Below are 20,318 nucleotides of genomic sequence, written 5' to 3'. Positions count from 1 at the left end.
TATAAGAATTTTCATGCAACACCCATCTGATTTGTCGGAAAACGCAGACAAACCCGTGCCCGTCACAGACAAACCTGTGCCTGCCCGACGCGAATTGCCCCGTATTACATACCCTGAAGACCTGCCGGTCAGTGCCCGACGCGATGACATTGCCCGTGCCATCACGGCACATCAGGTGGTGATCGTCTGCGGGGAAACCGGTTCCGGGAAAACCACCCAGCTTCCCAAGATTTGCCTTGAGCTTGGCCGGGGGCAGGGCAAAATGATTGGCCACACGCAACCGCGGCGTCTGGCCGCCACTTCGGTGGCCAAGCGTGTGGCTGAAGAGCTGAATACTGGGCTGGGCGACTGGGTGGGTTACCAGATCCGCTTCAACGATCGAACCGGGCCCAATGCCGCCATCAAGCTGATGACTGACGGTATTTTGCTTGCCGAATCACAGCGTGACCCGTTGTTGCGTCGCTATGACACCATCATCATCGACGAAGCCCACGAGCGCAGTCTCAATATTGATTTTCTATTGGGGTTTTTGCGTCAGTTGCTGCCGCGTCGCCCCGATCTGAAACTCATCATCACCTCGGCCACGATTGATGCCGACCGTTTTTCCCGTCATTTCGAACACAACGGGGTGCCAGCACCGGTTATCGAGGTTTCAGGCCGGCTCTACCCCGTTGAGGTCGTGTATCGCCCGGTTCAGCAAGGCCGTAGTGCCGACGCTGATGGCAGCGGCAAGGCCCGCTCGGCCATCGATGAAGAGCGTGACCTGATTGATGCCGTTGTCGAAGGCGTGGCCGAGTGTGCCCGTCAGGGGCCTGGCGATATTCTGGTGTTTCTGCCTGGCGAACGGGAAATCCGTGAAAGCGCTGAAGCCTTGCGCAAGAACCATCCCGGCCCTGTCGAGGTATTGCCCTTGTTTGCACGTTTGTCGCAGGCTGAGCAAGAGCGTATTTTCAAGCCCACAGGCAATGTGCGACGGGTGGTGCTGGCCACCAACGTGGCCGAAACGTCGTTGACGGTTCCCGGTATCCGGTACGTGGTGGATTCGGGGCTGGCACGGGTCAAGCGCTATTCGTGGCGCAACAAGGTCGAGCAGTTGCATATCGAGCCTATCAGCCAGGCATCGGCCAACCAGCGGGCCGGACGTTGCGGTCGTATCGGGCCGGGTGTCTGTATACGCTTGTATGACGAAGATGATTTCAAGCGGCGAGCCCCGTTTTCCGACCCTGAAATCTTGCGCTCCTCTTTGGCATCCGTCATTTTGCGCATGAAGGCGCTCAGGCTGGACGACATTGAAACGTTTCCGTTTGTTGAGGCACCGTCGGGTCGTGCGATTGCGGATGGCTATCACTTATTGCAGGAACTGGGGGCGCTGGACGAACGCAATCAGCTCACGCTGGTCGGTCGCTCGCTGGCCCGTATTCCGGTTGATCCACGCATTGCCCGGATGATTCTGGCCGCCCGCGATGAGCAGTGCCTGGCCGAGATGCTGATTATTGCGTCGGCATTGTCGGTGCAAGATCCGCGCGACCGCCCGCTGGCCGAACGGGAAGCGGCCGAGGCTGCACATGCCCGTTTCCGTGATGACAAGTCCGAATTTGTGTCGTATGTGAAGCTGTGGCGCTGGTATGAAGAGCAGGTCGCGCACAAGGCGTCGCAGCGCAAGCTGGTCACTTTGCTTCGTCAGAAGTATCTGTCGCCCTTGCGATTGCGTGAATGGCATGACGTGCACAGTCAACTGGCTGCCATCGTCGGTGAGCAGGGTTGGCGCGTCAATACGCTGGACGCGACCTATGAACAACTTCACAAAGCCTTGCTGTCGGGTCTGCTGGGCAATATCGGGTTGAAAAGCGAGGAAACCAGCGCATATCAGGGGCTCGAGAGATTCGTTTCGTGATCCATCCCGGCTCAAACCTGGTGCGCAAGGCAGGCCGCTGGATCATGGCCGCTGAACTGGTGGAAACCACCCGTCTGTATGCCCGTTGCGTGGCCCGGATCGACCCGGTCTGGGTTGAAAAGGTCGGTGCCCATTTGTTGCGTCGCAGCTGGTCTGACCCCCGATGGGAAAAGAAGGCTGGCCAGGTCGTGGCCAACGAACGTGCAACGCTGTACGGGCTGCCGGTGTATCACGGACGTCGTGTGCACTTTGGCAAGATCGACCCGGTTCAGGCCCGCGAGATTTTCATTCGCGATGCGCTGGTTGCCGGCGATATCGACACCACGGCCGGCTTTGTGCGCAAGAACCGCGAACTGGTTGAAAAAATCGAAAAGCTTGAGCACCAGTCGCGTCGGCCCGATATTCTGGTTGACGATAGTCTGATCTACGCCTTTTATGATCAGCACATTCCGGAAAACATCCATCAAACCGCTACGCTTGAAAAGTGGGTGAAAGGTCTGGACGCACCACAGGCCAAGGCTTTGCTGCTGACACGTGATGCATTGATGCGTCATGAGGCGGCGGGCGTCACGACCGATGTTTTTCCCAAGACTGTTCGCTGGGATGGCGTCGAGATGTCGCTTGATTACCATTTCGAGCCTGGGTCAGTGCGTGACGGCGTCACGGTTACTGTACCCTTGTTTGCGTTGAACAAGGTCGACGCCCAGCGCTGCGAGTGGCTGGTCCCCGGCATGCTCAAGGAAAAGGTCCATTTATTGCTCAAGTCGTTGCCGCAAAAGTTGCGTCGCCATTGCGTGCCGCTGCCCGATTATGCTGCCGGCTTTTGTGATCGCTGGTTTGATCACGACCCGGAAACCCGGGGTAGTCTGCTCGAGGCCATTGCTGCCGATATGTGGGCACAGGTCAAGGTGCGGCCGGTGCGTGCCGACTTCAAGCTGGAAACCTTGCCGCCCCATATGTTCATGAACTTCAAGGTGGTGGACGAACACGGGCGCATGCTGTCGGGGGGCGTAATCTTGATCAGCTCAAGGCCGAGCATGGCAAGCAGGCGCAGGCATCGTTCCAGAAGGTGGCTGCGCGTGATCAGGATGTCGCCCAGGCGCTTGCCCACGAACAGTTGGTGGATTGGTCTTTTGGCCCGTTACCGGAGATTATGGAAATCCGTCGCAAGGGGCAGTCGGTCATCGGCTATCCCGCCTTGGTTGATCGTCAGACCCACTGCGATCTTGATGTATTCGATGACCCGGCCGAAGCCCGGACGCTGCATCGTCAGGGGTTGCTGCGTCTGTTCCGTCTCGGGCTCAAAGAACAGGTCAAATTTCTGGAAAAAACCTGAATGATCTGACCCGCATGAGCATGTTGTACATCAGCCTGGGTACCCAGGAAGAGTTGCGCGATCAGATCATTGACTGCGCCCTTGAGCAGGCGTGTCTGGCCGAGCCCTGGCCCGAGGATGAGGCTGCTTTCAATGCGCGTCGTCTGGATGGGAAGAACCGTCTGGGTTTGTTGGCGCAAGAAATCGCCCGACTGGTAGGGCAGATTTTGTCCGAATGGTCGGTCGTACAGAAAAAACTGCCCCAGGCCAAGCCGCATGCTGAAACCTGGGCTGATATCCAGGGTCAGTTAGGCCAGTTAATGGGTAAATACTTCGTGCGCTCTACGCCGTATGCACAGCTGGCGCATTTTCCGCGTTACCTTAAAGCCGTGCAGGCGCGCATCGACAAGCTGCGTGCAGATCCGGCACGGGACAAGCGTCTCATGAGCGAAATGGCGCCCTTGCTGGTGCAGTATCAGCGCGCGTTTTCTGCCTTGAAGGGGGCACCGGATGCCCAATTGGCCGATTTTCGCTGGATGCTTGAAGAGTTACGGGTAGCCTTGTTCGCCCAAGAGCTGCGCACACCCATGCCGGTTTCGGTCAAGCGTCTGCAAAAAGCCTGGGCCACGTTGCAGCGCTAACCCGTTCAGGCCACGAATAACGCTCTTTTCTCTGGGTACAATCTGCGCATGACTGAAGCCGCCTCCCCAACCCCGTTTGTTCATTTGCGTGTCCACTCCGAATTTTCGGTGGTCGATGGCATCGTGCAGATTCCTGATCTGGTCAAACAGGTCGTCAGCTTCGGCCAGCCGGCCGTGGCCCTGACCGATCTGTCCAATATTTTTGGTCTGATCAAGTTTTATAAAAGTGCGCGGGGTAAAGGGGTCAAGCCTATCGCCGGTTGCGATATCTGGGTCCAGAACGAAGCCGACCGGGACAAGCCCCATCGGTTGCTCTTGCTGGTCAGGAACAATGCCGGCTACCTGCAGCTGTGCGAAATCCTGACGCGGTCGTGGCTCGAGAATCAGTATGCCGGTCGCGCCGAGGTTAAACGCCAGTGGCTTGAAGGGGCCGATGGTCTGATTGTGTTGTCGGGGGGCGCTTGGGGGACATCGGGCAGGCGCTGGAGGCCGGCCGGGATGCCGAGGCCCAGGTGCTGGCGCAGCAGTGGGCGGCTCGCTTCCCGTGCGCCTTTACATTGAATTGCAACGCTCTGGCGCTGATGGTGACGAGCCCTATGTGCAGGCCGCCATGCGGCTGGCAGCGACGTTGGGTCTGCCGGTTGTCGCGACTCATCCCGTGCAATTCGTACGCCCCGAGCAGTTCCGGGCTCATGAGGCGAGGGTGTGCATTGCCGAGGGCGAGCAACTGGCCAACCCCAAGCGTACGCGTCGCTTCACCGAAGCGCAGTATTTGCTGTCGTCCGAAGACATGGCCCAGCGTTTCGCCGATGTGCCCGTTGCCCTTCAAAATACGCTGGAAATTGCCCGTCGCTGCAACCTCACGCTGGAACTGGGCATACCTCGTTTGCCTGACTTCCCGACGCCTGACGGCATGACCCTGAATGATTATCTGGTTCAGTTGTCAGAAGAAGGGTTGCAGTCGCGCATGGCGTTTTTGTATCCCGACGCGGCCGAACGCGAGGCTCAGTACCCCAAGTATCTCGAGCGCCTGCGGTGGGAGTGCCAGACCATCATCCAGATGGGGTTTCCGGGCTACTTCCTGATCGTGGCCGACTTCATTAACTGGGGCAAACACAACGGCGTCCCGGTAGGGCCAGGGCGCGGCTCGGGTGCGGGTTCGCTGGTCGCGTATTGCCTGGGGATCACCGACCTTGATCCCATTCGTTATGACCTTCTGTTTGAACGCTTCCTGAACCCTGAACGGGTTTCAATGCCTGACTTCGATATTGACTTTTGCCAGGATAACCGCGAGCGTGTCATTGACTACGTCAAGCAAAAGTATGGCAAAGAGGCGGTCAGCCAGATTGCTACGTTCGGTACCCTTGGGGCCAAAGCGGTTGTCCGTGACGTCGGTCGTGTACTTGAAATGCCGTATGGCTTGTGTGACAGCCTGTCCAAACTGATACCGTTCAGTCCTGCCGACCCCTGGACGCTTGAGCGCGCCCTGGCCGAAGAGCCCGCGTTCAAAGAGCGTTACGACCAGGACGAAGAGGTTCGCGCACTGATTGATCTGGCCCGGCCGCTTGAAGGGTTGACGCGCAACATCGGCATGCACGCCGGGGGCGTTCTGATTGCCCCGGGCAAACTGACGGATTTTTGTCCGTTGTATTCCCAGCCGGGGCCGGACAGCAATGCCGTATCGCAATTTGACAAAGACGACGTCGAAGCGGCCGGGCTGGTCAAGTTCGATTTTCTGGGGTTGCGAAACCTGACGATTCTCGATTGGGCGGTGCGTTACGTTCAGCAGTTCAATGCCGACAAGCGTGATTTCGACATCATGGCATTGCCGCTGGATGATCAACCCACCTACCAGCTGCTCAGCGAAGGCAACACCACGGCGGTGTTCCAGCTTGAATCGCGCGGCATGAAAGAGTTGCTGCGCAGTCTCAAGCCCAATACGTTCGAAGATGTCATCGCGATGCTGGCCCTGTACCGCCCAGGCCCGCTTGAGTCGGGCATGGTGGTTGACTTTGTAAACCGCAAGCACGGTCGGGCCGAAGTCGACTATTTCCACCGTGATCTCGAACCGGTGCTCAAAAGTACCTATGGCGTTATCGTGTATCAGGAACAGGTCATGCTGATCTCCCAGATCATCGGGGGATACACGCTGGGCGGTGCCGACATGCTGCGTCGGGCCATGGGCAAGAAAAACCCGAAGAAATGGCCAAGCACCGCGAGATTTTCGAGAAGGGTGCAGTGGAAAAGGGCTATGACGCCGACCTGGCCGTCAAGCTGTTTGACCTGATGGAAAAGTTCGCTGGTTATGGTTTCAACAAAAGTCACTCGGCGGCTTATGCACTGATTGCGTATCAAACCGCGTGGCTCAAACGCTACCATCCGGCCGAGTTCATCGCGGCAACCTTGTCGTCCGATATGGACGACACCGACAAAGTCCAGATTTTCTGGAAAGACGCCCTGGCCAATAATGTGGCCGTGTTGCCCCCTGATGTGAATGCGTCGAACTATCGTTTTGAGCCGGTCGCTGACATCCATACGGAGCAAGGCAAGCCACCCCGAACCATTCGCTATGGAATGGGGGCCGTCAAGGGAACCGGCCAGGGCGCTGTCGAGGCCATCATCCGTGCTCGTGAGGCCGGTGGCCCGTTTAGCAGTTTGTTTGATTTTTGCCGTCGGATCGACCGGCAGGCAGTAAACCGTCGCACCATAGAGGCTTTGATTCGTGCCGGCGCGTTCGACACCATCGACGAAAATCGCGCCGCTTTGCTGGCGACGGTGGGTAACGCCATTGAAGCGGCCGAACAGGCCGAGCGCAGCGCCAATCAGGTGTCCTTGTTCGACGATGACAGTGACGCGATTGTTGAAGATGCACTGGCCAAAGTGCCACCCTGGGATCTGCAAACCCGCTTGACCCAGGAAAAGCTGGCTCTGGGCTTTTTCTTTAGTGCTCACCTGTTCGACGCCTGGCGTGACGAAGTGCGTCGCTTCGCACCCACGCCCCTGGCCCGTCTTGAGCCCTCACGTAGTTTGCAATGGTTCGCCGGCGTGCTGTCCTCGTTGCGAACCATTATGACCCGTCGTGGCAAGATGCTCTATGCCGTGCTCGACGACGGCTCTTCGCAGATCGAGGTGGCGATTTTCAATGAACTTTACGAGCAGCATCGTCTGCGTCTCAAAGAAGATCATCTGGTCATCATCCAGGGCAAGGTCAGCAACGACGATTATTCCGGTGGTTTGCGGGTCTCTGCCGAGTCCATATTCGATTTGCAACTGGCCCGTGAGTCGCGTGCCCGCGCACTGCGCATCACGCTGGCCGAGCCGGTCGATACCCAGCGTTTGCAACAGGTGCTGGCACCGTATCGTGCTATTGGCATTAGTGACGGGAAGGGGTCGCCGTTGAAATCGACCTTCACAAAGCGCCGTTCATGTGTCGCTTGCGTCTGGGAGATGACTGGCGTGTGCGCATGGCCGACCCCTTGCTTGAGGCGTTGGCCGACTGGGTCTCGCCCGACCATGTGGAGATTACCTACTGATGAGGCCTTTGCGCATCGTCCATACCGAGGCTGCAACCAGTTTTGGCGGGCAGGAACATCGAATTTTCAAAGAGATGCTGGCGATGCGCGATCGTGGCCATCATCTTGAAGCCGTGTGCCAGCCGCACGCCTTGTTGACGGAACGCTTGCGTAACGAAGGTTTTGTGGTGCACACCCTGCTTATGGATGGCCCGCTGAACTATCTTAAAGGCGTTGCCAAACTGGTGTGGTTGTTTCGCAAGGGTCGGTACGATGTGGTCAACACGCATAGCCGGCGTGACACCGTGATTGCGGCCATGGCCGGGCGAATTGCCGGTGTGCCGCTGATTGTCCGTACACGTCATCTGGCCAATAAAATTGGTTCACTTTGGTCGTATACGATCTTGCCACACCGTGTGGTAACCGTCAGTGAACACGTGCGTAGCCTGTTGCTCGAAAAAGGCGTGCCGCCCGCCAATGTGGCCGTGGTGTACTCACCTATTCAGTTGTCTGAACCGGTTGCGCATTCGACCCTGCGCGATGAGCTCAAACTGGCCCGCAACGATATTGTGGTGGGCTGTGTAGCAGTAATGCGCGCCAAGAAAGGTCACCGCGCGCTGGTTGATGCCATTGAACCACTCATCCGTGAACGACCCAACCTGCATCTGGTTTTTGTCGGAGGCGGCTCGCCAACCTTTGAAGAGGTGCAGGCTTACGTGGCCAATAAAGGCCTGGAGCGTCGGGTGCACCTGATGGGCACCCGCAAGGACGTACCCAATTTGCTGGCAGGCTTCGATCTGTTTGCCCTGGCGACTGAACAGGAAGCCTCCGGTACGGTTTTTGTTGAAGCGGCTGCGGCAGGCTTGCCCGTTATTGGCACCGATGTTGGCGGTGTGTCTGAAATGATGCAGGTTGGGCAGACCGGGTTGCTGGTGCCCGTGCACGATCATCAGGCGCTTGTGCAGGCACTCAAGACCCTGGTTGATGACCCCGCGTTGCGGCTGCGCATGGGGCAGGCCGGCTTTGATCTGGTACGCACCCAAGGGCGCTTCAGCGTCGAGCGGCTGGTGCGCGACACCGAGGCATGCTATGGCCGTTGGCTGGAGGATCGCGCATGAACACGCAACGTGCGGTTCCCGTTCTGATGTACCACCACGTCACCCCTGCGGGCGGTGCCATCAATGCCACGCCGGAAAACTTTGAAAGCCAACTGCAGTGGCTCAAGGCGAATGGTTACCGATCACTGACCAGTGACCAGTTTGCGGCACATCTGAACGGTGAAGCTGCACCTGCGAAATCAGTGCTCATTACCTTTGATGACGGTTACCTCGATAACTACCTGTATGCCTGGCCGTTGCTGAAAAAATATGGTTTCACGGCCATGATTTTTCTGGTCACTTCCTGGAATCAGGACGGGCCGGCGCGCCCTTTGCAGGGTGCGGATAAGCCCGATGCTCCGGATCACGCCACCTGCATGCAGCGCGTTGCCCAGGGTGATTTTGATGACGTTGCCCTGCGTTGGAGTGAAATTGGCCGCATGCTTGAGGGCGGCGTCTGCGAATTCCACAGCCATACCCACACGCATACCCGCTGGGACAAGACCGACGCCGTTAACAAAAACGCGCACATGGTTATCGAACTGAGCGATTCACGTGCAACCTTGCAAACCCGGCTGGGTCAGGTATCTGACCATTTATGCTGGCCACAGGGTTATTTTGACGTCGATTACCAGCGCATTGCCGTTGACGCCGGGTTCAAGTATTTGTACACCACCCATGCCTTTGGCATGAATCAGCCCGGCGCCGACCCCGAACACATTTACCGTTTCGCTGTGCGTAATACGCACGGTGCTTCGGTGGGTCGTCGCGTGATGATTGCAGGCAATCCTGTCGTTGGTCCACTGTTTAATCGCTGGAAGCTGTGGAAACGCGCGCGGAGACAGGTCTGATGCTGTCCGTCATCATCATCACCAAAAACGAAGAGAACCACATCGCTGACTGTCTGGCTTCAGTGGCATTTGCCGATGAAATCATCGTGCTTGACTCGGGCAGTACGGATCGTACCTGCGACATTGCCGCCGATCTGGGTGCCCGGGTGCATCACAGCACCGATTGGCCCGGTTTCGGGCCCCAAAAAACCGTGCCCTTGATCTGGCAACCGGTGACTGGGTGCTATCCATAGATGCCGATGAGCGGGTCACCCCCGAGCTGGCCTGTGCGATCCAGGCCGTGGTCACCCCATCAGGTCTGCCGGCCGGTACGCCGGCGCCCGATGCTTACAAAATTGCGCGCCTGTCCAGCTTTTGCGGGCGCTGGATCCGCCACAGCGGCTGGTGGCCCGACTATGTGGTGCGCTTGTTCAGGAAGGGAACGGCCCGGTTTACTGATGTAGCGGTCCATGAGAAAGTGGTCGCGCAAACTGACCCGGCGGTTCTTGAGGGGCACTTTTGCATTACCCCTATGCCGATTACGAAGCCCTGATCACCAAGGTCAATCGCTACTCAACTGATGCGGCAGTCATGATGCATCAACGCGGTAAAACAACCAGCTTGCCAGGTATTGTGGGCCATTCGTTCTGGACATTTGTACGCATTTATCTGATCCGTCGCGGGTTTCTTGATGGCAAGGAAGGCTTCATTCTGGCGGTAACGGCGGCTGCCGGCAGCTTTTTCCGGTATGCCAAGTTGTGGTTTTTGAACAAGCGTGCCAAAACGACCGCATCCGGCGCTGATACGGCCGGACAGGCGGAACGCCCATGAGCCAGGTAGACGCTCGATGAACCAGGCAGCATGCCCATGAAGATCCTGTTCACCAATTTCCATCACCGCAACGGTGGTGGCCATGTGACGTATATCGTCAATCTATTGCGCGGTCTGGCGGCAACCGACAACCTCAGCGTAGCTACCCCGGGTACCAGTCGTTTGTTCCGGCAGGCCCGGGACTTTGCGAACGTCACAACCTACGATATGTGCTTCACCTCGCGCATTGGTCCGATGATCCGCGAAGTGTTGCAGCTGCGGCAACTGATCAAACGTGAGAAATTCGATGTGATCCATGTCAATGCGTCTGCCGACCACCGGCATGTCATGCTGGCCCTGGCGGGGCTTTCCCGCCGTCCCAAGGTGGTTTGGACCAAGCACAATGATCATGGTATTTCCAGTTTCGGTCACCGGCTGAGGGCGCGGTATGGCACAGATGCTGTTATTGCAGTCAGCGATTTTGTGCGTCGCATGCTGGCCCGGTCGCCCTATGCGGCATTGCCCACCCATGTCATTCGTCATGGTATTGATTTGTCGCATTTCAAGCCAGTTTCGTCTGCTGAAAAACGGCAGCTTCGAACCCGGTTGCTGGGTGACGCGGCGGATGGTCTGCTGGTGTTTGGCAGCTCAGGCGGAACCGACCTTGAAAAAGGTTGGCTGGACCTGGTGCGTGCGGTTGCCGGGCTGCCCGACGATTTTCGCCGCCGCGTCCGTATTGTCGTGGCCGGTGATCCGCCCAAGCCCGAGCGCCAGGCCCAGGTCGATGCCCTGGGCATGAGGTCCAGCGTGATTTTTCCCGGCTTGGTAACGGATGTCCGCGATATTCTTGCGGCCTGCGATGTCGGGTTTGTATTGTCGTACCGCGAGGCCTTGTCGTTTGCCTGCCGCGAGACCCTGGCCCTGGGGTTGCCTACGCTGGTGTCCGACGCTGGAGGCCTTCCGGAAAACGTTTTGCCCGGCCAAACGGGCTGGGTCGTTCCCGCAGCAAATATCCAGGCCATCAGGGCGTGCGTTCAGTCCATCCTCGATAATGCCGGTTGCGTGCCGGCCATGGGGGCGCAAGCCCGGCAGTATAGCGAGGCCGAATTCGCCCTCGACCGTTTCTGTGCTGACACGCGTGCGGTATATTCGTCCTGCCTTGACCCAACAGCTTTTGTCCCTGCGAATTTATGATCCCTGTTCTGATGTATCACCAGATTGGTGAGCCCGCTCCCAAAGGCACGCCCTATCGTGGCCTGACGGTTCACCCCAAGGACTTTACCCGGCAAATGGCCTGGATGAGTCGCTTTGGCTACCGGGGCCTGTCGATGCGCGACCTCATGCCGTATCTGGCCGGGCATGCCAAGGGCAAGGTCTTTGGCATTACCTTTGATGACGGCTATCGCAACGTTTTGCAAAATGCCTTGCCGGTTCTCAATTACTACGGTTTCACGTCCACCAATTATTTTGTGGTGCACCAGCTCGACGGCGGTAACGTCTGGGATTACGAGAAAGGGATTCCGCATTCCGACCTGATGTCACTGGAAGAAATGAAGCGATGGGCCGCTGCGGGTCAAGAGGTCGGTTCTCATACCCTGGATCACATCCACTTGCCTGCGGTGTCTCCTGAAATTGCGTGGCAGCAAGTGCGTCAGTCCAAACTCGAGCTGGAACGCCTGCTGGGTTTTGAAGTCAGTGCATTTTGTTACCCTTATGGCGATGAAACGCCCGAAGTGCGAGCTATGGCCGAAAAGGCCGGTTACACCAACGCCACGACGACGGTGCGCGGGCTGGTACGCTCCGACGACAGCCTGTTCGGGTTGCCGCGCGTTACGGTTGCGCGTTCCACCAATATTGTGCGGTTCCTGCAAAAATGCCTGACCCGCCTTGAAGACAAACGTCGTCGTGACTGATCGCGCCTTGAAAATTGCGTTTGTCGTTGACCGTTTCGGTGGTCGTTTTGGGGGCGCCGAAGCGTATGGTGTCGAACTCATGCGCGAACTGTCGCGTCAGCATGACGTGACCGTATTTGCGCGTGAGTACGATCCCGGTTGCGATCTTCACCTGCCTTTCGTGCCCATCAAGACGCGTAAGGGTTTGTCCAGCTGGATGCGGGTATTGCTGTTTGCAATACATGCCCGACGTCTTACCCGTGAGGGGTTCGATATTGTGCATTCGCACATGAACGGTTGGTGCGGTGACATTGAGGTCATCCATGTCACGCCGGTGCGTTACAACTGGCGTGTCAAGCCCATGGGGTGGTTGAAACGGGCATTATCGTACGTCAGCCCGCGTGTGCAGACCTATCTGCAGCTTGAATCGCGACGGGTGAGTCCCCGAGCCGGGCATCGCGTTGTTGCCGTGTCGGGGCTGATTGCCGATCAGTTGAGCAAGGCGTACGGGGAAGGGCAGACATTTCCGGTCATTCCTCCGGGGTCACTCCGGCACCCGTCTCCGATCTGGCGCAGGCAGCCGCTCAGCGGCAGGCATTGGGGTGGTCAGATACTGATCTTGTCTGTTTGCTGGTAGCCCGAAACCCGTTGCGTAAAGGCCTGCCAACCGTATTGCGGGCGCTTGCGCATTTGCCCGAGCGGGCCAAGCTTCTGGTGGTGGGCGGTAATGCCCAGGTGCGTGATTTTGTGCGTCGAGAAGCTGCCGGGGTGGCCCATCGGGTTCAGGTGCTTGATGAAACATCAAATGTCGGGCCGTATTACGCATGCGCCGATATTTATGTGCATCCTACCTTGAACGATAGTTTTGGCATGGCACCACTTGAAGCCATGTCCTATGGGTTGCCTGTCATTCTCAGCCCGTCGCCCTGGTGCGGTTTTGCCCAATATGTGCAGGGGGATACTGAAGCCGTGTTGCTCAGCCATCCTGAAAACGATCAGGAGCTGGCTGGCTCGATTGCCCGTATAGACGCTGACCAGGCGTATCGTGAGGCGTTGGTGCGTGGTGCAGCCGCGGTTGTCAGCAGGCACGGCTGGGCAGAAGTGGCCTTGCGCTATACGGAACTCTACCGGCAGGTGCTTTCAGAGCGCACCTGAGCGGCTATGGCGGGCCTGGCGTTAGTGGGTCACCGTCAGGGCCGGGTTTGATCTTCAAGGTAGCCCAGCCAGCGCAGTGCCTGTTCGCGATTGTCGCCGCACAAATCTGCCGCCGGTTGTAACGATTCGCACACGTCGGGACGCTCCGGGTGCCCGAAAATCTTGCAGCGCAAATCGCTATCCAGCTGGATACAGGCCACTCCCGCTGGTTTGCCGTTCGGCATGCCCGGAATGGCGCTGGAAATTGACGGTGCAATGCAGCAGGCCGCACAGCCGGGGCGACAGGCTATTCCCATTACAGCCACCCTCGCAGCCAGTACACCAGAATGCCGGCATATTCTTTGATGATTGAGCGAGCCGCCGTGAAGGCCCTTTGGTCTGGCAGCCAGAAATCAAAATCGGGTCGTTGTGGCACCACGATCTGGGGCTTCCAGGGGGCGGCGGTTACATTGACCCCCAGTTCCTGAAAGACGCCCATGGCGCGAGGCATATGAAGCGCGGAGGTCACCAGAAGGGCGTGGTCAAACCCCAGCGTTTTCATGATGTCTTTGGTGTAGACACCATTTTCACGCGTGGTCAGGCTATGCTCTTCTGCAATGATGGCATTTTCAGGGACCCCTTCACGTATCAGGGTATTGGCCATGACTTGTGCTTCAGGGACGCCGCCATCCAGCGCAGCACCGGAGACGATGACGAACGGTGCGAGCCCCGCTTTGTACAGCATGGCGGCAGCCTCGGATCGGGTAATCGCAGTTTCTTTGGCGTAGGGTTCAAACCAGTTCGGTCGCCCGCCTGCCGTATGCCCACCTAAAACGACAATAGCATCGGCCTTGGGCAGGCTCTCGGGCGGTTGCCAGGCGTAGCGTTGCTCAAGCCGGCCACCGGCCCACAACGAGGAGGCGGGCAATGACCAGAACATCCCCCATACCAGGGCGAATGCGGCCAACCCGAATGCGGTTTTGCGCCACCGGATGACATAAGACAAGCCACCCAGCACCAGCAAGGTGATGCACAGGTTCAGCGGAATGATCAGGTTGGCCAGGAAATTTGAAATCATCATTGAGCGGCCAACGATATCGCTTTTTCGGCTACGTTGTCCAGTTCGGGCCAGCGGCCCATTTCGCCCAGACAAACGGCGTGTTCAGACCACGGTCCGGTTCGTTCGCGATGCGTCACGCCAAATAACGTGATTTGAAGTGCATCACCTGCGGCGGCCAGGTGGGAAACCCCGGAGTCATTGCAGATCACCAGTGCGGCGGTTTGAGTCAATGCCACGAACGCATCCAGTGGCATCGCGGGCAGGCAGATGGCGTCCGGTGCATTGGCTAGCGCCGCTTCGCGTTCATTCGGCGGCGGGCACATCACGACCGTTAGCCCGGTGGCCTGCAAACGTTGCGTCAGGGCCGCAAAATGTGGCCACACCTTGATCTGGCCTTTGTGCAGTCCGGTTGCTGTGGGCGCAATCAATACAAAAGATCGACCGGTAAGCCCGGCTTCGTCAAGAGCGTTGAGCGCCTGTTGACGTGCTTCGGGTCTCAGCGGCAAAGACAGTGAAGGCGGAGCCGGCATGGCCGGTTGGCCGAAGCGCCATTGCATGATTGCGGTTCGTGTCAGCCCGTACCAGGACTCGACCGCATGGGGTCGTGGCCGGGGCTTGTTGATCGGCCAGCGCAAGAGCAGGCTGCGCCCATCGTCCCGATAGCCGGCACAGGCAATTCCTGCCAGCCGAAACACCAGTGCACTCGATAGCGAATCGGGGAGCAGCAGGCCCACTGGGCTGTTGTAACCCGTATGCTTGTGCATGGCTTTGAACGCAGCCACGGCACGGCGGTCAGCACGCCATTTTCCGGTCATTGGAATAAAGCCGTGCAGCGCATACGCCGACAGCAGGGCCTTGGCCCACGGGCGAGCGCACACCACCACAGGCCGTCGGGTCTCAAGCAGCAGTTGCAGGGATGGCAGAGCCATGCAGACATCGCCGATCCAATTGGGCAGGCGAACATAAATAGGGCGGTTATCAGTCATCAGAGGGATCAGCGGGGCGCTTGGCGAGGGCTGCTCGTCGCCCGGGTTGCAACGTTACAATGCATTTTTCATTAGTATAAAAGCGAGTGTCGTCTTGAGCCCTGTTTCATCGTCAGGTTCCGCACATTCCGAGCCCGTAAAGTTTGACCTGTGGCGACGGATCTACAGTCGTTTAGGGGCTTACTGGAAGGCCGTTATCGTCGCCTTGGTACTGGTATCCATCAGTTCAGCCACCCAACCCACGTTGGCGCTCATTATGAAGCCCTTGCTCGACGAGGGCTTTACCGGCGAGCAACCATCGTACATGTGGACGATTCCGTTGGCGGTGGTGGGGCTGATGTTCTTGCGAGGGGTATGTACCTTTACCAGTACCTATGTTTTTGCCTGGGTGGCCAACAACATGCTGCTGGGCATACGCAAAGAAATGTTCGACCGCTTGCTGCATTTGCCTGACACCGAATTCAAAAAAGGCGACACGGGGCGTCTGTTGAACCGTTTCACAATAGATGCGGGTAATGTCACCGGTCTTGCCACCGATGTCATCACGGTTATTGTGCGCGAAACGTTGATCGTAGTGTCGCTGTTCGTCGTGCTCATCTACATGTCCTGGCAACTGACGTTGATTGTGCTGCTGGTCTTGCCGTTGTCGGTGTACGTGTCACGGATCTTCATCAAGCGGCTGCGTCGAATCAACCGCGATACCATCAACATGAACGCCGAACTGACACACGTGGTGGGTGAGTCCATTGATGGCCAGCGCGTCGTAAAAATGTTCGACGGCTACGAGCGCGAAGGGTCCCGGTTCCAGTATGTCAACTCGCGGCTGCGCCGTTTTTACATGCGAGCGGCGTCGTCCGATGCCGCCATGTCTCCGATTACCCAGTTTTTTATCGGTGTATCGGTTGCTGCCGTTATCGCGGTTGCTTTGTACCAGGCCAACAATGAAGGCCTCACCGTAGGTAGTTTTGCCTCATTCATGGCGGCCCTCGGGCAAATCTTTGATCCCATCAAGCGGCTCACGAATATCGCCGGCTCCATGCAGCGCATGCTGGTTTCGGCCGAAAGCGTTTTCGGTCTTATCGATCAGAAGCCCGAGAACGATTCGGGCACCTTTCAGTTCAAAGGCCAGGTACAAGGGCGTGTCGAATTCCGTAATGTCAGTCATCGTTTTGCGGACGCCGAGCGCGACACCTTGTCAGATGTGTCTCTGGTGGTCGAGCCGGGTCAAACGGTCGCCCTGGTCGGGCGTTCCGGTAGTGGCAAAACCACACTCGTGAATATGTTGCCACGCTTCATCGCACCTGTCGCCGGGCAGGTGCTTATCGACGGGCAGCCGATAGAAATGTGCGCTTTGCGCAGCCTGCGTTCACAGCTTTCACTGGTCAGCCAGGACGTTGTTTTGTTCGATGGCACGATAGGCGAAAATGTGGGCTATGGGGCCTTGCACGACGCCACCCCTGACGACATCTGGAAAGCGCTCGAAGCGGCCAACCTGCATGATTTTGTTCGTGGCCTGCCTAACGGGCTCGACACGCCGGTCGGCGAGAACGCCAATCAGCTTTCTGGCGGGCAACGCCAACGCCTGGCCATTGCACGTGCCCTGATCAAAGATGCGCCCATTCTGATTCTTGATGAGGCCACGTCAGCACTTGATAACGAATCCGAACGTCAGGTGCAGATGTCACTTGAAAAGCTGATGGCTGGCCGTACCACATTGGTTATTGCCCATCGGTTGTCCACGGTTCAGAAGGCCGACCTCATCGTTGTTCTTGACCAAGGCAAAATCATTGAAAAAGGTCGCCACGACGAACTGTTGGCGAGCAAAGGGCTGTACGCGTCGCTCTATGAAATGCAGTTCAAGGGTTTGTTGTAAGCGAAGGTGGGTTCGTTACCCTTACCCCTCACCGTCTGCACACATCTTTTTCGGTCGTGGCTCCGGTTCTGCAGGGCGTGTGATTCAAGTGGTGGAAGACAAGAGTGAAGACTTCAGGCAATCCGTGGTTAAAGCAAGTCATCCGTCAACATTCGGTGCCCGGTTCAACCGGTTGTATAGGGCGCGCCTTGATCCGGCCCCAGCCTCTTGATCTACGCCTCCTCAGCAATGTTCTACCAATGGCTTGAATGCATTTTCAGTATTATCTAATGTGTCAATCAACAGGAATTCATTATGAAACGTATTTTTGCGGTTGCTATGGCCGTGCTGCTGGCCGGGTGTGCGGCAAACCCTGAAGGGGGAATAGGCCTGGCTTTGCTGGAGCAACCCTCAAATCTGCGCGGGGACCGCGATTTCACTCAAGATCTTGTTCAGATCCAGCGCGCCGTCTTCAAGCATCAAGCCGTCTGCAACCCCGAGGTCAAGTTCTCGGTAGATCCAATGAACCCTAATTTTGCCCGAGTTACCAAACCCGTTACTCCCGGAGCCACGGGTTGGGTGAACACTCTGGTGTTGCATCTGGTGCTCACCAAAGACCTGACTACGCAAGGTCGTGTTTACAGTTACTACGGGCCGACCAAAGCGCAAGTCAGTGACATGTACGCGATTGTCCAGCGCCCCGAGTACTGTCCTGAAAAACCTGAACTGAATACTCCCAAAGAAGGGCAGGCCCCCGGTTCATGAACTCTTTTGCGCCGGCGCAAGCTTGTACTGGTTTATGCTTGGACTGGCGTAAATTGCCTTCCGCTTGCTTTTTCGATACACGTATCAAATCAACACGATATCGTAGTGTTCTTGCGAATACCCGCTCTCGACTTCAAGCGTGATCGGTTTTCCGATGAAGTCTCCCAGCATGGCCAGGTGGGCACTTTCTTCTTCCAGAAAAAGGTCCACTACGGCCTGAGACGCCAGTACCCGAAATTCTTTCGGGTTGAACTGGCGTGACTCCCTTAATATTTCCCGCAAAATTTCGTAGCACAGCGTACGCGGCGTGCGCACATGTCCGCGTGACTGGCACGTTGGGCATATTTCGCACAGCTGATGTGCAAGCGAGTCGCGTGTGCGTTTGCGTGTCATTTCCACCAGTCCCAACTGGCTGAACCCGCTGACCGTCATGCGAGTCCGGTCTTTCGACAAGGCCTTGTTCAGCTCGGCCAGCACGGCAGTCCGGTGTTCCGCATCATCCATGTCAATGAAATCAAGAATGATGATGCCACCCAGATTGCGTAATCGCAGTTGCCGTGCAACGGCAACTGCCGCTTCCAGGTTGGTCTTGAAAATGGTGTCGTCAAAATTACGTCCTCCCACAAAACCACCGGTGTTTACATCCACAGTAGTCAGTGCTTCGGTCTGATCAATGATCAGATAGCCTCCCGACTTGAGGTCAACACGCCGGGACAAGGCGCGATTGATCTCTTCGTCGACGTTGGCTGTGTCGAACAACGGGCGCTCACCGCTGTAGTGGGTGATCCTGTCCTTGACCGAGGGGGTAAACGTCTCGGCCCATTCAATCAGGCGTTGGGTGGTGGCGCGAGAGTCGACCAGAATGGCGCCGGTGTCCGGACCGACCATATCGCGCAGAACCCGCTGCTCAAGGGTCAGGTCTGCATAAAGCAGGGCGGGGGCGGGCAGTGATTTCGCCTTGGCCACAATCCGGTTCCATAAAATGCGCATGTATGACAGGTCTGCAGCCAGTTCATCATCGGTTGCACCTTCGGCTTGCGTGCGAACAATGAAGCCACCGGCTTCATCCTCAGGCATCAGCTTCAATACACGTTCGCGCAATGCGCTGCGATCAGCCTCGCTTTCAATTTTTTGGGAAATGCCGACGTGGGGCTCATGCGGAAGATAGACCAGCATGCGGCCGGCGATACTGACTTGTGTCGATAACCGCGCCCCTTTAGTACCCAAAGGGTCTTTGATGACCTGAACCATCAGTGACTGCCCTTCGAACAACAGTTTCTCAATAGGCGTCAATGTCCCGCCCGAGACACGTTCGGCACGGTTTTGCCTGAGGTCGGCCACATGGATGAATGCAGCCCGTTCGAGGCCAATATCTACAAAAGCACTTTGCATGCCAGGCAAGACGCGTACGACCTTGCCTAAATACAGGTTGCCGACATGTCCGCGCTGGATGCTTCGCTCAATATGCAATTCCTGCACGGAGCCTTGTTCGACAATAGCAACGCGGGTTTCAAAGGGGGTGATGTTGATTAAGATGTCTTCGGCCATGATCCCTGCACCAGGCGCTTGGTGTGACCGGGTCACAAAAAGTGCCCGATAAATCAGCGGGCATATGCCACGCGTCTCACCAATAGAATTAATGAATGGTCAAAGTATGCCATGCCGTTACCAGTGAAGAGGCCATAGGCATTATGCAAATGGGAAAAGTCAGAGAAGCAACAGAAGTAAGGGGAGTAAGGGGAGTAAGGGGAGTAAGGGGAGTAAGGGGAGTAAGGGGAGTAAGGGGAGTAAGGGGAGTAAGGGGAGTAAGGGGAGTAAGGGGAGTAAGGGGAGTAAGGGGAGTAAGGGGAGTAAGGGGAGTAAGGGGAGTAAGGGGAGTAAGGGGAGGCGATAACGTGATTGAGTTATAGGTGCCCGGCAATCCAGGATAGCAGGATCTGGCGAATGTAAAAAATCTGGCTCACGTCAAAATAGCGCAGGTTTGTTATTGAGGCCCGCTTATCAAATGTTTATAACGAAATTTATGGAAACTATTTAATATAAACAGATACTTACGTCATATTTATGGGCTTTTCGATCATCAGTCAGCCTGTGCGTGGTGAAATTATTTTCACGATTTTTGAATATTTTTGCGTTTTGCCTTGCACGGCGTAAAAAACTCGTGCTATAGTTCGGCCTCTTTGCAGCACAACACCTTCGGGTTAACCCTTACACAGGTTGAAACGAAGTCCGGTTTACCGGGTAGTTCAGGTTTGTAAGACGCGTTTGTTTCAAACAAATTAACGTCAGGCAAATGTGTTCTAATGGCGTTGTGAGGTAAGGCGAAGCGGGACGATGCAGTGTGGTTTTTCGTCGCAGCGCAGTTGGCCGGTCCGGGCGGTTCTGGGTTCAGAAAAGTTTGGATGCTGGGTTCAGCAGCGTGATTGACCGTTTGAAGGTTTCGAAAGTTTTTGAGGTTTGAAAAATTTTTGAAAAAATCTTCAAAACGAGTTGACAGCGATAAAAAACTGGTTCATAATCTCGTTTCTTC

The 20,318-nt window shown here is 56.9% G+C and carries 10 protein-coding genes and 4 pseudogenes; 10 read left to right on the top strand and 4 right to left on the bottom strand.

Going from position 1 to position 20,318, the window contains the following annotated elements:
• Positions 1-13 precede the first annotated feature (13 nt).
• The 8 genes and pseudogenes from hrpA to N7E01_RS01280 all read left to right on the top strand — a co-directional run bounded on the left by hrpA (position 14) and on the right by N7E01_RS01280 (position 13,146).
• Positions 14-3,850, top strand: a pseudogene (gene hrpA, locus N7E01_RS01315) (ATP-dependent RNA helicase HrpA).
• A 48-nt stretch (positions 3,851-3,898) separates the two neighbouring features.
• Positions 3,899-7,383: pseudogene (dnaE, locus tag N7E01_RS01310) on the top strand (DNA polymerase III subunit alpha).
• Complete coding sequence (locus tag N7E01_RS01305; protein ID WP_289174227.1) at positions 7,383-8,480, top strand: glycosyltransferase family 4 protein; 1,098 nt, start codon at positions 7,383-7,385, stop codon at positions 8,478-8,480. Before dnaE ends, N7E01_RS01305 begins: the two are co-directional and overlap by 1 nt.
• Entirely contained in the window at positions 8,477-9,310 is an 834-nt protein-coding gene (locus N7E01_RS01300) for a polysaccharide deacetylase family protein (RefSeq protein WP_289174225.1), read from the top strand. Before N7E01_RS01305 ends, N7E01_RS01300 begins: the two co-directional genes overlap by 4 nt.
• A pseudogene (locus N7E01_RS01295) lies at positions 9,307-10,120 on the top strand (glycosyltransferase family 2 protein). The gene N7E01_RS01300 and the pseudogene N7E01_RS01295 overlap by 4 nt, the downstream one beginning before the upstream one ends.
• 36 nt (positions 10,121-10,156) lie before the next feature.
• A complete protein-coding gene (locus tag N7E01_RS01290; protein WP_289174223.1) occupies positions 10,157-11,293 on the top strand; it encodes a glycosyltransferase in 1,137 nt (378 codons plus the stop codon).
• On the top strand, positions 11,290-12,012 hold the full coding sequence (locus N7E01_RS01285) for a polysaccharide deacetylase family protein (RefSeq protein WP_289174221.1): 723 nt from the start codon (positions 11,290-11,292) through the stop codon (positions 12,010-12,012). The genes N7E01_RS01290 and N7E01_RS01285 overlap by 4 nt, the downstream gene beginning before the upstream one ends.
• 7 nt (positions 12,013-12,019) lie before the next feature.
• Positions 12,020-13,146: pseudogene (locus tag N7E01_RS01280) on the top strand (glycosyltransferase family 4 protein).
• 35 nt (positions 13,147-13,181) lie between these two features.
• On the opposite strand, the gene N7E01_RS01275 reads toward N7E01_RS01280, so the two are convergent.
• From N7E01_RS01275 to N7E01_RS01265, 3 genes are read right to left on the bottom strand one after another with little or no spacing between them, the layout of a single operon-like run.
• The gene (locus N7E01_RS01275; RefSeq protein WP_289174220.1) at positions 13,182-13,442 is read right to left on the bottom strand and encodes a YkgJ family cysteine cluster protein; all 261 of its coding nucleotides are present in this window, start codon (positions 13,440-13,442) and stop codon (positions 13,182-13,184) included.
• A complete protein-coding gene (locus tag N7E01_RS01270; RefSeq protein ID WP_289174218.1) occupies positions 13,442-14,206 on the bottom strand; it encodes a YdcF family protein in 765 nt (254 codons plus the stop codon). Before N7E01_RS01270 ends, N7E01_RS01275 begins: the two co-directional genes overlap by 1 nt.
• A complete protein-coding gene (locus N7E01_RS01265) occupies positions 14,203-15,171 on the bottom strand; it encodes a glycosyltransferase family 9 protein (protein ID WP_289174216.1) in 969 nt (322 codons plus the stop codon). The genes N7E01_RS01270 and N7E01_RS01265 overlap by 4 nt, the downstream gene beginning before the upstream one ends.
• A 94-nt stretch (positions 15,172-15,265) precedes the next feature.
• Here N7E01_RS01265 and msbA point away from each other — a divergent pair, with 94 nt between their 5' ends.
• Complete coding sequence (gene msbA / locus N7E01_RS01260) at positions 15,266-17,044, top strand: lipid A export permease/ATP-binding protein MsbA (RefSeq protein ID WP_434089547.1); 1,779 nt, start codon at positions 15,266-15,268, stop codon at positions 17,042-17,044.
• A gap of 294 nt (positions 17,045-17,338) precedes the next feature.
• Positions 17,339-17,788, top strand: coding sequence for a hypothetical protein (locus N7E01_RS01255; RefSeq protein ID WP_289174214.1), 450 nt, complete (start codon positions 17,339-17,341; stop codon positions 17,786-17,788).
• An 84-nt stretch (positions 17,789-17,872) separates the two neighbouring features.
• Here N7E01_RS01255 and rng read toward each other — a convergent pair whose 3' ends face one another.
• Entirely contained in the window at positions 17,873-19,336 is a 1,464-nt protein-coding gene (rng, locus tag N7E01_RS01250) for a ribonuclease G (protein ID WP_289174212.1), read from the bottom strand.
• Positions 19,337-20,318 lie beyond the last annotated feature (982 nt).

This window comes from Neopusillimonas aromaticivorans (assembly GCF_030344915.1).
Taxonomy (GTDB): domain Bacteria; phylum Pseudomonadota; class Gammaproteobacteria; order Burkholderiales; family Burkholderiaceae_B; genus Neopusillimonas; species Neopusillimonas aromaticivorans.
The sequence above is the reverse complement of the archived record's forward strand: the minus strand, read 5'-3'. Positions and strand labels throughout refer to the sequence as shown.